The 13,646-nt window shown below is 65.9% G+C and carries 15 protein-coding genes and 2 pseudogenes; 8 read left to right on the forward strand and 9 right to left on the reverse strand.

The annotated features are described in order from the left end of the window. The first annotated feature begins 56 nt into the window (after positions 1 to 56). The 3 genes from KM135_RS17840 to KM135_RS17850 are packed head-to-tail and all read left to right on the forward strand — an operon-like array spanning position 57 to position 1,709. Entirely contained in the window at positions 57 to 455 is a 399-nt protein-coding gene (locus KM135_RS17840; protein WP_221715423.1) for a hypothetical protein, read from the forward strand. 49 nt (positions 456 to 504) lie between these two features. Beyond that, positions 505 to 1,029 carry a metal-dependent hydrolase gene (locus KM135_RS17845; protein WP_221715424.1) on the forward strand — a complete coding sequence of 175 codons (525 nt, stop codon included), beginning with the start codon at positions 505 to 507 and terminating at the stop codon, positions 1,027 to 1,029. After that, positions 1,026 to 1,709: a DNA alkylation repair protein gene (locus tag KM135_RS17850; RefSeq protein ID WP_221715425.1), complete on the forward strand. Its 684-nt coding sequence runs from the start codon at positions 1,026 to 1,028 to the stop codon at positions 1,707 to 1,709. Before KM135_RS17845 ends, KM135_RS17850 begins: the two co-directional genes overlap by 4 nt. A gap of 61 nt (positions 1,710 to 1,770) precedes the next feature. Here the strand turns inward: KM135_RS17850 and KM135_RS19880 are convergent, their stop codons facing one another. Both KM135_RS19880 and sciP read right to left on the reverse strand, forming a co-directional pair. Beyond that, complete coding sequence (locus tag KM135_RS19880) at positions 1,771 to 2,376, reverse strand: PEPxxWA-CTERM sorting domain-containing protein (RefSeq protein WP_246606308.1); 606 nt, start codon at positions 2,374 to 2,376, stop codon at positions 1,771 to 1,773. A gap of 240 nt (positions 2,377 to 2,616) precedes the next feature. Then, on the reverse strand, positions 2,617 to 2,916 hold the full coding sequence (sciP, locus tag KM135_RS17860; protein ID WP_221715426.1) for a CtrA inhibitor SciP: 300 nt from the start codon (positions 2,914 to 2,916) through the stop codon (positions 2,617 to 2,619). A 631-nt stretch (positions 2,917 to 3,547) separates the two neighbouring features. Between sciP and mnmA the strand changes: the two genes are divergently transcribed. Together mnmA and KM135_RS17870 are read left to right on the forward strand one after the other, a co-directional pair. Continuing rightward, positions 3,548 to 4,654, forward strand: coding sequence for a tRNA 2-thiouridine(34) synthase MnmA (gene mnmA, locus KM135_RS17865; protein WP_221715427.1), 1,107 nt, complete (start codon positions 3,548 to 3,550; stop codon positions 4,652 to 4,654). Beyond that, positions 4,651 to 5,214, forward strand: a complete 564-nt coding sequence (locus KM135_RS17870) for a pseudouridine synthase (RefSeq protein WP_221715428.1) — start codon at positions 4,651 to 4,653, stop codon at positions 5,212 to 5,214. The genes mnmA and KM135_RS17870 overlap by 4 nt, the downstream gene beginning before the upstream one ends. 116 nt (positions 5,215 to 5,330) lie before the next feature. Here KM135_RS17870 and KM135_RS17875 read toward each other — a convergent pair whose 3' ends face one another. Beyond that, a complete protein-coding gene (locus tag KM135_RS17875) occupies positions 5,331 to 6,491 on the reverse strand; it encodes a ribosomal protein uL16 3-hydroxylase (RefSeq protein WP_221715429.1) in 1,161 nt (386 codons plus the stop codon). 48 nt (positions 6,492 to 6,539) lie between these two features. Continuing rightward, the gene (locus KM135_RS17880) at positions 6,540 to 7,133 is read right to left on the reverse strand and encodes a TetR/AcrR family transcriptional regulator (protein ID WP_221715430.1); all 594 of its coding nucleotides are present in this window, start codon (positions 7,131 to 7,133) and stop codon (positions 6,540 to 6,542) included. A 126-nt stretch (positions 7,134 to 7,259) separates the two neighbouring features. On the opposite strand from KM135_RS17880, the gene KM135_RS17885 reads away from it, so the two are divergent. After that, positions 7,260 to 8,174 (forward strand): CmcJ/NvfI family oxidoreductase, encoded by a 915-nt coding sequence (locus KM135_RS17885; RefSeq protein WP_221715431.1) that lies wholly within the window; start codon positions 7,260 to 7,262, stop codon positions 8,172 to 8,174. Between the two features lie 27 nt (positions 8,175 to 8,201). Here KM135_RS17885 and KM135_RS17890 read toward each other — a convergent pair whose 3' ends face one another. Together KM135_RS17890 and rplQ are read right to left on the reverse strand one after the other, a co-directional pair. Beyond that, the gene (locus tag KM135_RS17890) at positions 8,202 to 9,032 is read right to left on the reverse strand and encodes an alpha/beta hydrolase (RefSeq protein ID WP_221715447.1); all 831 of its coding nucleotides are present in this window, start codon (positions 9,030 to 9,032) and stop codon (positions 8,202 to 8,204) included. Between the two features lie 378 nt (positions 9,033 to 9,410). Further along, a complete protein-coding gene (gene rplQ / locus KM135_RS17895; protein ID WP_221715432.1) occupies positions 9,411 to 9,836 on the reverse strand; it encodes a 50S ribosomal protein L17 in 426 nt (141 codons plus the stop codon). Between the two features lie 220 nt (positions 9,837 to 10,056). Between rplQ and KM135_RS17900 the strand changes: the two genes are divergently transcribed. Next, entirely contained in the window at positions 10,057 to 10,407 is a 351-nt protein-coding gene (locus KM135_RS17900; RefSeq protein WP_221715433.1) for a hypothetical protein, read from the forward strand. 143 nt (positions 10,408 to 10,550) lie between these two features. On the opposite strand, the gene KM135_RS17905 is transcribed toward KM135_RS17900, so the two are convergent. Together KM135_RS17905 and KM135_RS17910 are read right to left on the reverse strand one after the other, a co-directional pair. After that, a complete protein-coding gene (locus KM135_RS17905; RefSeq protein ID WP_221715434.1) occupies positions 10,551 to 11,885 on the reverse strand; it encodes a DNA-packaging protein in 1,335 nt (444 codons plus the stop codon). Positions 11,886 to 11,990: 105 nt separating this feature from the next. Beyond that, entirely contained in the window at positions 11,991 to 12,578 is a 588-nt protein-coding gene (locus KM135_RS17910; protein ID WP_221715435.1) for a hypothetical protein, read from the reverse strand. Between the two features lie 63 nt (positions 12,579 to 12,641). On the opposite strand from KM135_RS17910, the pseudogene tcmP reads away from it, so the two are divergent. Continuing rightward, positions 12,642 to 13,511: pseudogene (gene tcmP, locus KM135_RS17915) on the forward strand (three-Cys-motif partner protein TcmP); the annotation flags it as partial. A 20-nt stretch (positions 13,512 to 13,531) separates the two neighbouring features. Here the strand turns inward: tcmP and KM135_RS19885 are convergent. Further along, a pseudogene (locus tag KM135_RS19885) lies at positions 13,532 to 13,646 on the reverse strand (IS5/IS1182 family transposase); the annotation flags it as partial.

The raw sequence follows: 13,646 nt of genomic DNA on the forward strand, positions 1-13,646 counted from the left end.
GGTCGCCTCCTGTCCCATAGCGCCGGTACGGCAGGGGCGCCGGAGACTGAAAAATCATGACATTTCGTATTGTTGGAGCGCTTTCCCCTGCGCTCGCCCTGTGCCTCGTCGCTGCCCCCGCTCGTGCCGAAGGCCTCGGCGCCGAGGCGAACTATGCCCGGGCCAATGGCTCGTGGGGCACCGAGCTCGGCGCCGGCTACGCGATCGGCATTGCGGGCTTCCGGCTGACGCCAAGCGCGGGCGTCTATCTGCGCGACGGGGACACGGATGCTTATGGCCGGGTTGAGGCGACGTTCGCGCTGCCGATGACGGCGCGCGTCGGCCTGGGCGTGCGGATCAGCGGGGATGACCCGCGCGTTTATGCGACCGTGGCGATGCCGATCTTTCCCAAGGTCGCGCTCAAGGGGAATGCCGGGCCCAAATATGTCGCGGTCGGCCTGACCGTCGGATACTGACGAGCCGGGGCGCTCTTGCCTCCCGCGTCAGAGCGGGCACAAGAGGGCGATGCCGACCATCTTCAGCCATGCGCTCGTTCCGCTTGCCGCCGGTGCCGCTGCCGGGCGGGCGCGAGTCTCGCCGCGGCTCGCTCTGGTCGGGGCCTGGCTGGCGATCGTGCCGGATTTCGACGTGGTCGGTTTTCGCTTCGGTATTACCTATGCGAGCGAGTGGGGGCATCGCGGGTTCACGCATTCGCTCCTGTTCGCGGGCATCATGGCACTGCTCGTGGCGCTGGTCTGGCGGGAAGCGCGCAGCCGGCGCGCCGTGCTGTTCCTGTTCTGCGCCATGGCCTCGCATACGCTGCTCGATCTGCTGACCGACGGTGGACAGGGCGTGGCAATCTTCTGGCCGTTCGACCTCACCCGCTATTTCCTGCCCTGGCAGCCGATCCGCGTCTCGCCGATCGGCGCGCGCTTCTTCACCGAGCGCGGGCTGGAGACGGTGTGGTCCGAGCTGGCGCTGATCTGGTTGCCGGCGCTGGCGACAGCGGGCGTGGGAATGGCGATGCGACGGCGAAGGGACGTGGCATGACAGCCTTGCGCGAGGCGTTGCTGGACGGGCTGAAGGCGGTCGCGCAGCCCGAGCGGGCGGGCGCGATGCAGGCCTATATGAAGTCCGCCATGCCCTATCTCGGCGTCTCGGCCGTGCCGCTGCGGCAAGTCTGCAAGCGGCTGTTCTCGGAGCTGCACTATGCGAGCAGCGCCGATTGGCAGGCCGACGTGCTGGCGATCTGGCGCGGCGCGACGTTCCGCGAGGAGCGCTACGGGGCGATCGAGCTGAGCGGCATTCGCGCGGCGCGGCCATTCCAGACGATGGCGGCGCTCGGCATGTACGAAGAGATGATCGTCACCGGCGCCTGGTGGGACATTGTCGATGCGATTGCCGGGCAGAGGCTGATCGCCCTGCTGCGCGCGGAGCCGGCGGCAATGAAGCGCACCATGCTGGACTGGGCGGTGTGCGACAATATGTGGAAACGCCGCAGCGCGATCCTCTGCCAGCTCAATGCCAGGAGCGAGACCGATCTCGCCCTGCTGGAGGCCTGCATTGCGCCGTCCATGGCGTCGAAGGAGTTCTTCCTGAGAAAGGCGATCGGCTGGGCGTTGCGGCAACATGCGCGGACCGATCCGGCCTGGGTCGCGGCCTATGTGAAGCGGCACGAGGCGCGCCTCAGCGGGCTCTCGAAGCGCGAGGCGCTCAAGCACATCGCATAGCCGGAAGCGAAAATGCCGGACCAGATGGCCCGGCACTCTCATTGTCGAATTGCGACGGCGATCAGGCGAAGCTGACGGCGGTCCTGCGACGACGCATCGAGGCGCCGACCAGCGCGAAGCCGCCGATCATCATCGCCCAGGTCGCCGGCTCGGGAATCGCGCCGGCACCCACAGTGAAGGTGAAGTCGTCGAAGCCGAGGCCTGCCGCGTCGGTGATGTTGACGATCTCGATGCGCGTGATGTTGCTGAACGCGCCGAGGTCGATGAGACCCGGCGTGAACGGTGCGGCGTCGCTCATGATATCGACCGTGCCGAGCAGGGTAGCGCCGGAGAAGACGCGCACGTCGCCGACGTCGCCGGGCGTATTGTCACCGACCTGCAGGAAGCTGAGGCCGCTGACGCCAGTGGCGAAATCGACATAGATCGGGCTCACGCAGTTGATCGAACCGCCCTGGCCCGAGCAGATGAAATTCGGTGTCGAGGAGCCGAGGCTCTGAGCGGTGGTCAGCACCTCGAAACCCGGATCGGACGAGAAGGTGACGCCGGCATATTGATTGGTGACGACAACGCCATTGCCGAGGTCATCGAAGTCGATGACGACGGCCTGCGCGGCGGCTGGCAGCGTCAGCGCGGCAAGCGCTGTCAGAACGGTCTTTGCGAGCTTCATGAATATTCTCCCACGTTTCTAGCCACCTGACCCGATCGGGCTCCCACAGGCGGCACGGATCAAACGATTCCGTAACGGACATTTACCATGTTGCGTGCGCGATTGTCACGCAATGCGTGCAGGAAGCGCATCTGGCGCGGGAGCGGCGCACAAGAAAAAGGCCCGCCCCAGGAGGGCAGGCCTTGCAAGACGAGCCGGGCGGCTGTGGGAGAAGCGCGGCCCGGCAGTTCCGATGATCGATCAGTAGCGCTGCTGGCGCTCGTACAGCGACTTGTAGTGCTGGATACGGGTGACGCGTAGGCCCGGCATGCCGGAGCGATCGACCGCGCGCTGCCAGCTCGCGAATTCCTCGACGGTCAGCGAATAGCGCGCGCAAGCCTCGTCCACGGTGAGAAGGCCACCATTGACGGCCGCCACGACTTCCGCCTTGCGACGCACCACCCAGCGCGTCGTGCCCGGCGCGGGAAGCGACTCGATCGTCAGCGGCTCCCCGAGGGGGCCAACGACTTGAGCGGGGCGAATCTTCTGGTTCTCGATCATTGTTTCCTCATTCACCGATGGGGATCGGTCTCACTCGTTCCTTGTTCGACGGTGTTGGCAGCAAAGTTTTGCCCCCTGACTAAGCCACAGGGTAAACCCTGCCTTCACCATCCGCCCCCACCGCCAAATGTGCCGCCACCGCTGCGTTGAACGGTCCTGCCACCCGATGAAGGGTCGCGGGACTGGCCTCGTTCGTTGCGAAGATCAGGGTCATCCGGTCCGGTTCGTTGCCTGTCACGACCGGAAGGTCGGACTCGCGGACGAGCCGTGCCGTTGGTGCCGTCGCCTGTTTCGCCGCGTGCATGGCGAGCAGGAGTCGCAGATCCGGAATCCGGGTTCCACGGCCCCCTGCCAGGTTGAGAGGCGTTCCCTGAGCATCGGGTGGTACACTATTGCCCATGGCCAAATGTCTACAGATGAAAGGATAAATGGGCGTAAAAGGCGCGGTCACAGCTTGTTAGGGCGCGTAAACGGCGGGTAACGCTCTTCGAGAATCCGGCTTGCGGCGGCCTGCCCGCAACGCCCATCCGCCCGCGCCGTGACGGCGGGGAATCCGCCATTCAGAGCGCTTCGACGACCCCAGGCGCGCGAGATTGTTGGGTTATCCGCCGGACCTGCCTATATGCGACGAATGGAGGATCTTTTTCAGCTTGGTGGCTCGCTTTCGGGCAAGCGCATCATCGTCGCCATGTCCGGCGGCGTCGATTCGAGCGTCGTCGCGGCGCTCGCCGCGCGCTCGGGAGCGGAGACGATCGGCGTCACCTTGCAGCTTTACGATCATGGCGCGGCGGTCGGCCGGGTCGGCAGCTGCTGCGCCGGACAGGACATTCGCGATGCGCGCCAGGTCGCCGACCGGCTCGGCATCGCGCATTATGTGTTCGATTATGAAAGCCGCTTCCGGGATTCGGTGATCGATCGCTTCGCCGACGAATATCTCGCCGGCCGCACGCCGATCCCCTGCGTTCGCTGCAATATGGGCGTGAAGTTCACCGATCTGTTTGCGCTGGCGCGCGATCTCGGCGCCGATTGCCTGGCGACCGGCCATTATGTGCGGCGGGTGATGGGCGCGGACGGCGCAGAGCTGCACCGCGCGGTCGATCCGGCGCGGGACCAGAGCTACTTCCTGTTCGCGACCACGCAAGCGCAGCTCGACTATCTGCGCTTCCCGCTCGGCGGCATGGAGAAGCCGGCCGTGCGCGCGATCGCAGCCGAGCTCGGCCTCGTCGTCGCGATGAAGCCGGACAGCCAGGACATCTGCTTCGTGCCGGACGGCGACTATGCCAAGGTGGTGCGCAAGGTGCGGCCGGACGCGGACGATGCCGGCGAGATCGTCCATGTCGATGGGCGCGTGCTCGGGCCGCATAAGGGGCTGATCCATTATACGGTCGGCCAGCGCCGGGGGCTGGAGATCGGCGGGCAGGCTGAGCCGCTCTATGTGGTGCGGCTGGAGGCGGCATCGAAGCGCGTGATCGTCGGTCCCAAGGCGGCGCTCGCCGTGCAGGCCGCGCGGCTGGAGGAGATCAACTGGCTGGGTGGCGGTCATGCCGGACCGCTGCGCGCCAAGGTGCGCTCGATGGCGAAGCCCGTGGCGGCGCGGCTGGAGTGCGAGCGGCTGGTGTTCGAGAGCCACGAGTTCGGCGTCGCGCCGGGACAGGCGGCGGTGCTTTATGCGGGCGAGCGCGTGCTTGGCGGCGGCTGGATCGCCGAGACGGAGAGTGCCGAGCTGGTCGGCGCATGAGCCGGCTGATCCTGTTCAACAAGCCGTTCGGCGTGCTGTGTCAGTTCACGGACAAGGGCACGGAAGGGTCTGCGCGGCCGACGCTTTCGCAATTTGTCGATGTGCCGGGCGTCTATCCGGCGGGGCGGCTCGATCTCGACAGCGAAGGGTTGCTGCTGCTGACCGATGACGGCCGCTTGCAGGCGCGGATCGCCGAGCCGCGCTACAAGATGCCCAAGACCTATCTGGTGCAGGTCGAGGGCGATGCCGGTGAGGAGAGCCTCAAGGCGCTGCGTGAGGGCGTGCGGCTCAAGGATGGCCTCACTCTGCCGGCAGAGGCCGAGCGGATCGATGACCCTACCCTCTGGCCGCGCGATCCGCCGGTGCGCTTCCGCAAGACGGTGCCCGATTGCTGGCTGAAACTGACGATCCGCGAGGGACGCAATCGGCAGGTGCGGCGCATGACGGCGGCAGTGGGCTTGCCGACCCTGCGGCTGGTCCGCTGGGCAATCGGGGAGTGGACGCTGGACGGGATCGCGCCGGGGGAATGGCAGGATGGGGATGTGGGGCGCTTGCGCTGATAGGCAGGAGAGCGCTGCTGCCCATCCCTCGTCATTCCCGCGAACGCGGGAATCCAGGGGCGCAACTCCACCGCGGCTGGTTTCTGGATTCCCGCGTTCGCGGGAATGACGGGGTTTCAGGTTTCAAACTCGTCCTCGTCGAATGCGATGCTGCCTTGATTGAGTAGTGCTGCGATCAGAGCGACCGCCTCATCCAATCCGACAAGTTCTGGATCGAGCGACATCTGTTCCGTCGCGCACAGCTCTTCCGCGAACGGCGCGGTGTCCAGCCCGCATTCAAAGCACTGGCCGTCAACGAACAGCAGCAGCGCATCTTCCCTCTGTCGCACGAACGAGAAGCGGCTGGCGGGATTGCGAGCCAAGTCCGCGCCATCGGCAATCGCCGCGCGCACCGCCGCCTCATCGACCGGCTCGTCCGGCCGCCAGTCCTGTTCGGGATATTTGGGCGTGCTGCTATGCTGGCCGAACCAGCGGGCGAAGGCGTCGCGGTCCGCCATCTTCGCCGTGACCATCGCGTGGAGACGGGCCAGCGCATCCGGGGAGATTTCGCCGGGATTGGGCTGCGCGCGCAGATCCGGGTCGGCATAGCGGTCATCGTCGGCCAGCGTGTCGAGCAGATGCTCCGACCAGCCTTCGATCAGGTCGCTGCGGGAGGGCGCGCGGAAGCCGACCGAATAGGTCATGCAATCCGGTCCGACCGCGACGCCGTTATGCGCGACGCCGGGCGGGACATAGAGGATGTCGCCGGGCTCCAGCACCCATTCGTCGGTTGCCTTGAAATCGGCGAGCAGGCGCAGATCGTCATGCGGCAGCAGGGCCGTGCTGCCGTCGCACAGCGCGCCGATCTGCCAGCGGCGGCGGCCGAGGCCCTGGATGAGGAACACATCATATTGATCGAAATGCGGGCCGACGCCGCCTTCATCGGCGGCATAGGTCACCATCACGTCGTCGATGCGCCAGTTGGGAATGAAGCGGAACGGCGCGATGAGCGCGGCGACATCCGGCACATGCTGGTCGACCGCCTGCACCAGCAACGTCCAGTGCGTCTTGCCGAGCCTGGCGAAGCGGCTCTCCGGGAAAGGGCCGTGCTCCAGCGCCCAGTTGCCCTTGGTCTGCCGGATGATGCGGGATTCGACCTCGTCTTCGCAGGCAAGGCCGGCCAGTTCGTCCGGCGCCAGCGGATTGGCCCAGTCCTGCCAAGGATTGCGGATCAGCAGCGGCGTCTTCTGCCAATGGTCGGAGAGGAACCGGTCGATATCGAAATGGATGAGTTGCATGATGCGCTCCCTAGCGCAGATCGGGCCGGGATCGAATGCGCTTGCGGCTCATTGTGTGAGCGCCGCCCTGGCGAAGGCGAAGAACTGATCGAAACTGGCAAGATCGCCGAGCGACGCGCCGGATTCGGGCAGGCGCGGGGGCGGGCCGAGCGCTGCGCCGGCAATGAAGCGCAGCCGGGCGCGCAGGGTCTGCTCATCAAGGTGCGGCAGATGCGGCGCGAGCGCCTGTTGCACGGTCTGGCCGGTCGCGACCATATGCGCCATCACGTCCTCGCTGAGCTCGGCCGCGCCATGCGCGGCGATTTCATCGAGCACGATGAGGGCGCGTCCCTGTGGATTGAACGCGGCGGGGCGCAGCAGCGGATGCAGCCAGGCCGTCAGAATCTCGTCCAGCGTCATGCCGTGACCGGGAAGGACGGACCAATCCGCAGCCATCAGCGCGAGATTGCGGTGCGCGAGTTCGCTCAGCAGACTGCGCACGCCGCCGAAATGATAAGTGACGAGCGTGCCGTTGAGGCCGGACACATGACCGACATGGCGGACGGTGAGCGCGTGGACGCCTTGCTCCAGCAGGATGCGCTCGGCGGCCTGCAACAGTCTCGTCCTGGTTTCATCCGGCCGCGTCGTCTCGTCCTTCCCCATGGGGTCGGCATGACCGGACGATGCCGTTTATGCAAATGTAAAAGAACGCCTTGCACTGCGTTATACGTTTGTATAAATCGTCTGAGCGGAGCGACTGGCTCCGCGGACAGGCGAGGATGATTGTCGATGGCGACCCTGGTGCAAACGGCGGAAGAACTGGAGAACGGGATGCGCGAGGCGCCCGCGCTGGTGCGCTATCTGGGCGACGGCGATTTCGTGACGCGCCGCTATGTGATGCAGGGCGCGGAGATCAACACGGGAGAGTATGTCGATCATCCCGTCCGGATCCGCGACGGCATGCCGATCCGCGACCATTTCACGCTCGATACGCACGGCTTCACGATCGGCAAGCATCGCTCTGCCGTAACCGATTTCGACGATCGCGAGACGGTCAATCAGGCCTACAACGCCGAGGTAGAAGAGGTGGTGAAGGCGATGACCGGCGCCAGCTTCGTCGTGGCGCAAGGCTGGATGATCCGCACCAGCGCCGACCTCACGGCGCGGGCGAAGGAGAAAGTCGAGAATTATCAGCATGTCGGCGGCATCCAGCCCCCGGCCGGCGAAGCGCATATCGACTATAATCCGCGCACCGGCATGATGGTCGGCGAGCGCGGCTATCGCCAGCGGCGGCCGGACGGCCCCGGCTTCAAGCGGCACATCTGCTTCTCCTTCTGGCGCAGCTTCCTGCCGGGACCGCAAGACTGGCCGCTGGCCGTGATGGACGGCCGCTCGATCGTGGGCGACGAGCTGGCCAGCAACACGCTGTTCGTGGTCGACAGCTTCCCGGAGGGCGATGCGCTCACCGCGCCGGTCGAGGGCGAGGACCAGATGATCGCGGCGTCGATCTTCCGCTACCGGCCGGAGCATCGCTGGTGGTATTTCTCGAACATGAGCGCGGACGACGTGCTGCTGTTCAAATTCTTCGACAGCGATCATGACGTGACCTGGCGCTGCCCGCACACCGCCTTTCACGACACCAGCCTGCCGGACACGAAAATCCGGGCCAGCATCGAGGTGCGCTGCACCGCCTATTTCGAGTGAGGTGTCGCGGCGCTCAGGCCCCGACGCTCAGGCCCCGAGGCGCGTCTTCAGCCAGGCATCGACCACGGGGGTCGCGGGATAATCGGGCAGGCCGAGCTTGCGGTTGATGTCCATATGGCCCTGCAGCCCCCGGCCTTCGAAATCGTTGATCTGGACGCTGGTGCCGGCCTTGCGCAGCGCATCGGCAAGGCCCCGCGACTGCTCGATGCCGTCCTTGCGCTGGACATGGATGATGAGGAAGGCGGGCGCATTGGGCGCAGCCGCCTGAAGCGTCGGCGAGATGGCGCGCTGGCGGCCGGGGTCGGTTCCGAACGCCTGTTCGTAGGTCTCGCCCATGATGCGCGCGCCGATGCGCATCTGCTTCGGCACGTCATAGGCGGCGCCGTCGATCGGGACGATGCCCGCCACGTCGCGCTCGCTGAGGCCCGCGGCTTGCAGATAGCGCGGATCGGTGCCGACCAGGGCGACCAGATGCGCGCCGGCGCTGTGGCCCATGAGCACGATGCGCGCGGGATCGATGCCGAGATCGGTGGCATGCGCTTTCACATAGGCAAGCGCGCTGGCGACGTCGGATGCCTGTTGCTCGACCGTGGCGTCGGGCACGAGGCGGTAATTGACCGAGGCGACGGCATAGCCCTGCGCGCGATAATGCGCGATCTTGGCCTTGCCGGTGCCATTGCTCTTGTCGCCGCGCTTCCACCCGCCGCCATGGACGAAGAGGACGAGCGGCGCGGGGCCGGCGCTTTTCGCGGCAGGCGACCAGAAGGCCAGCGTCTGGAGCGGGTCCGCGCCATAGGCCATGTCTCGGCCGTCGGTCGTCTGGTCGGCCTTGATCTGCTCGCCCATGCGCTTGGCCATGCGCTCGCGGATGCGATCGCGCAGGCTCGCTTCGCCGGGAATAGCGGCGACGGCGATGACGGAACAGGCAGCGAGGGCAAGCAGGGTCTTGCGAATCATGGGCAGCGCTCCCTTGGCGAGGGTGCGGCCTTTGTGTGCGCTTTTGCCTTTAGCGGAGATGAACCGCGCAATTCCTCCCCGACACGGGGACCAGCGAGGCTGGCGGAGCTGAAGGGAGGCACGTGACTCCCTTCACCTTCCAAGGCGGAAAGCCCACGCCATTTCCCTTCCACCACCCAGCGCAAGCTTGTGGAGGATTTGAAACGCCCGCCTCGTCGCCACGCCCAAAGAAAAACCCGCCGAAACCGGCGGGTCCTTCGTTCGGCGATCCGGCAGGGATCAGGCCGCTTCCAGCTCGTCCTCGTCGGCAGTCTGCACCGGGCCGGAGTCCTGGCCCTTGGCGCTCTCGTCGCGGTCGACCAGCTCGATGATCGCCATCTGCACCGCGTCCGAGGCGCGGATGCCGGCCTTGATGATGCGGGTATAGCCGCCTTCGCGGGTCGCATAGCGCTCGGCCAGCACGTCGAACAGCTTGGTCAGCTGCGTGTCGTCGAGCAGGCGGGCATGGGCCAGACGGCGATTGGAGAGGCCGCCGCGCTTCGCCAGCGTGATCAGCTTCTCGACATAGGGACGCAGCTCCTTCGCCTTGGGGAGCGTGGTCTTGATCTGCTCGTGCTTGATGAGCGAGGCCGCCATGTTGCGGAACATCGCGGTGCGGTGACCCGCAGTACGCTGCAGCTTGCGGCCGCCAACCTTATGACGCATGTGTCTGTCCTTCGTTCGTTAAGGGGCCGTCTTACGGGACCCCAGACCAGGCAGCGAATAAGGGCCACTGCCAACAGCCCGACCCCTGCAAGGGATTGAAGCGCCGCCCAAAAGCGGATTCGCGCGCAAAAGTCAAGGAAAAGCGGCCATCCCGCGCGGAACGATTCCCCTTATCCGGTCGTTCTCCGTCCAGTGCATTCAATATGGGAGGACATCTCACATGGCCAGCACCTTCAAGTCCGCATCCGGCTCCGCCAAAGCCGCCGTCGCCTTCGGCCTCGTCGCGGGCCTTGCCGGCGCCGGCGCGCTGATCTGGAAATTTCTGAAAGACCGCGCCGCGTCAGCGGAAGCCCCCGCCGCCGCCTTCGCCGGCACCGGCGCGCATCCCGCCTCGCCCGTCCAGACCCGCGATGCCGGGCCGGACAATATCCGCGACGAGACCGGCGAGGACTGGGACGCGCTCGATCAGGCGTCCGACGAATCCTTCCCCTCCAGCGACCCGCCCGCCGCCAACGACTTCCGCACGCCCAAGCCCATCGACTATCCGAACGGCGCGGAAAAGCCGCACTGAGCCAATCTTATAGCCCCTCCTCTTCAGAGGAGGGGTTGGGGTGGTGCCGCACCTTCGCTGATCGCTGCGCGACACCCACCCCGCATCAGGTAAACAGCGCCCCGCGCTGTTTACCTGATGCGCCCTCCCTTGAAAGGGAGGGGCTAGTCAGACTTCCAAATTCTGGGCTCCCCGCCCGCCCCCAGCACCAGCGCCGTCATCGCCCAGACCATCGCGTCCGCCCGGTCCGGCGATCGCCCCGGCCCTTCGTAGCGCCCGCCGGCGATCATCCCCGCCAGCTCCGCCTCCAGCGCCGGGAAGCGCCCGGCCAGCCGCGCCTGTCCGCACTCGAACAGCGCCGCCACCGGCTCCGCCCGCGCCACCTTCCCGTCCAGCGCCGTCGCCAGCCGCACGCCCAGCCGCACGCCCGCCCCCGCCAGCACCGCGCGCACCATGTCGCCGCCCTGGTTGCTCTCCGCCACCACCCGGTCCGCCTCATGCCTCTCGACCGCCGCCGCCACCGCCCGCGCCCAGCCCTCCGGCGAGAGCCCCGCGCGCGAATGGTCCGCCAGCACATGAGCGACATCGTCCGCATCGATCCCGCACGCCACGATGCCGCATGTCCCCTGCGCGCTCGCCGGCGGATCGACGCCGATCACCACGCGCACCAGCCGCGCGCGCGCCGGCATCGCGCCCCGGCTCGCCTCGATCAGGGCCGCCGGCCACAATGTCCCCGCCACATCGTCGATCAACTCGCCCTCCAGCTCCTGCCGCCCCTGCGCCGTGCCGAGATAGGCGTCCTCCATCGCCTCCAGCCAGGCGTCCGGCACATGCGGGTTGAGCCGGCTCGCCCCCTCCGTCAGCACCGTCCCCTCCGCGCGCAGCAGCCCCTTGAGCACCGCCGATCCCGCCCGCGGCGTCGTCGTCACCAGCGCGCGCGGATGCGCCCCGGCGCGCAGGCCGAGCTGCAGATTGTCCCATGTCGCCTGCGGGTGCCGCCATTTGGCCAGTTCGTCGCACCAAGCATAATGATGCTCCGGCCCGCGCAGCGCCTCCGGATTGGCGCCGGAATAGAGCGTCGCTTCCGATCCGCCGGGCCAGACCAGCCGCCCCCGGCTCGGCTCGAACACCGGCCGCTCGTTCTTGTGCGCCGGCACGCCCAGCAGCCCGCTCGCCCCCTCGATCATCACCCGCCGCGCCTCGACATCGGTCGCCGCCACCAGTGCGATCCGCACCGGCCCCTCGCCCGAGACCGCCGCCACGCGCACCAGCGCATCCACCCACTGCGCCCCCGCCCGCGTCTTGCCAAAGCCCCGCCCCGCCATCAGCACCCAGGTCCGCCAGTCGCCCGCCGGCGCCAGCTGCCCCGGATGCGCCCATTCCGGCCAGTCCGCCGTCCACCCGTCCCGCTCCTTCGGAGTCAGCGCGCGCATCACCCGCTCTTCAAGCTCGGGCCGCTGCTCCAGCCGCTCGACGAAAAACTCGCGGATCAAGGTCATGATATGTCTCCTGAGATTGTTGGGAGAGAGCCGAGGCCGCGTGGCCAAATTCGGCGGAGCAAAAGCTGCCTTTAGCCCCTCCCCTTCAGAGCGAGCGGCCCCTGCCTAGGCCCCACCCTCCCCCGCCATCTTCTCCGCCGCCCGCGCCTCCCGCCGCGCCTTCCGCGCCGCCTCGCGCTCATCATGCCGCGCAATCGCCTCGATCTTGCGCAGGATCCCCTTGCGCACCTCGTCCATGTCCGGCGGCTTGCTCGCCCAGCCATAATTTTGCGGCCGCCCCCCGCGCACGGCGGCGCGATGCAGCTTCAGCTGGTTCATCATCTCGGCATTGGAGAGCGGCGGCCCCTCCGGCTCCCAGTCGCCGTCCAGCTCGACGCGCACCACGCTGTCCGTCGCCCGCTCGACCAGCATCGCCTCGATCCGCGCATAACCCTGCTCGATCGCCTCGGCCCAGAGCGCCGCAAAGCCCGGATAGCGCGCCCGCCGCTTGTAGACGGTCACGGTCGAGAAGCCGCAGGTCGCCGCCGCCAGCCGCACGTTACAGGTGCCCGCCAGCGTCTCCAGGAACATGCGCTCGCTCTTGTCCGTCCAGCGCGCCTGACTCTCGACGCGGATGATCTTGGTCTTGCCGTTCTTCTCCGGGCGCACGACGTGCCCCACGAGCGGCGCCAGCGCCGTCCCGATCTTGTCCATGTGGATGATCCCGATCTGCTGAAACGAAAACGCGAGCCGCAGGTCAGACGCCTGCAGCTCGCGATGTTCTTGATTTGTACCAGATCAGCGTTACGATGTCAAGGGGGATTCCCTAAGGAACAATGCCAGAACATTTTCATTGGAGCGTGTAGTTTTTTCAAGTATGATCGAATACTCTTGTTGGAGGGAATAACATTGACTCCAAAAAAGCGGGTAGCTCATCGGTTCGGTGGCATCTGGACAGAGATTAAGCTTAAAGCCCTCACTGAGTATCTCCATTTTTACCAGAATGCCCTTAAGAATCAGGGGTTTGAAACTTGGTATATTGATGCTTTCGCTGGGACAGGCGATCGGCATGCCGAGATGCAACTGGGGGATATGTTTGAAGATAGCCCTATTGAGCAAGTCGAAATAATACTCGATGGAAGTGCTCGAAAGGCCCTTAAGATTGACCCGCCGTTCAGCCACTACTGGTTCACCGAACAGCATCAGGGTCGAGCAAAAGTTCTGCGCTCGCTGATCACCGAGTTTGACCGTAAAATCACCGTACAGACCGGCGAAGCGAATGCTGCACTGAATATGCTATTTACTTCTCCGCCTTGGCGTGGAGGTTTAAACGCCGGCCGTCAGCGCGGTGTAGTTTTTCTAGATCCGTATGGAATGAGCGTTGATTGGTCGACGCTAGAGATATTAGCTCAGACAAAACGTGTAGATGTTTGGCATCTTTTCCCCCGGAAAGCCGTGGTTCAACAGCTAGCACATAATATAAAAGGCGTTGATCAGGCCAAGCGCGCAAAGCTATCTCAGATATTCGGGACGGAATCTTGGGAAGAGGAGCTATACGAAATTCGTCCTCAGTCGCTTCAGACATCGATGTTTGATTTGCTATCGACGCAAGAGGAAGAAACAAAGGATCGAATCGCGACACCCAAGCAAATTAGGGTCCGGACTCACTACAGCCACCAGATGACGGCAGCGGCGATGCAGATGGCTCCCATGAAGTTTTTGAGGTTGCGATCGAAGCGGGTGGCGATGCGTCGCCAGTCTTTGAAGCGACAGAACATGCGC

It is taken from the genome of Sphingobium xanthum (genome assembly GCF_019737615.1).
GTDB lineage: Bacteria > Pseudomonadota > Alphaproteobacteria > Sphingomonadales > Sphingomonadaceae > Sphingobium > Sphingobium xanthum.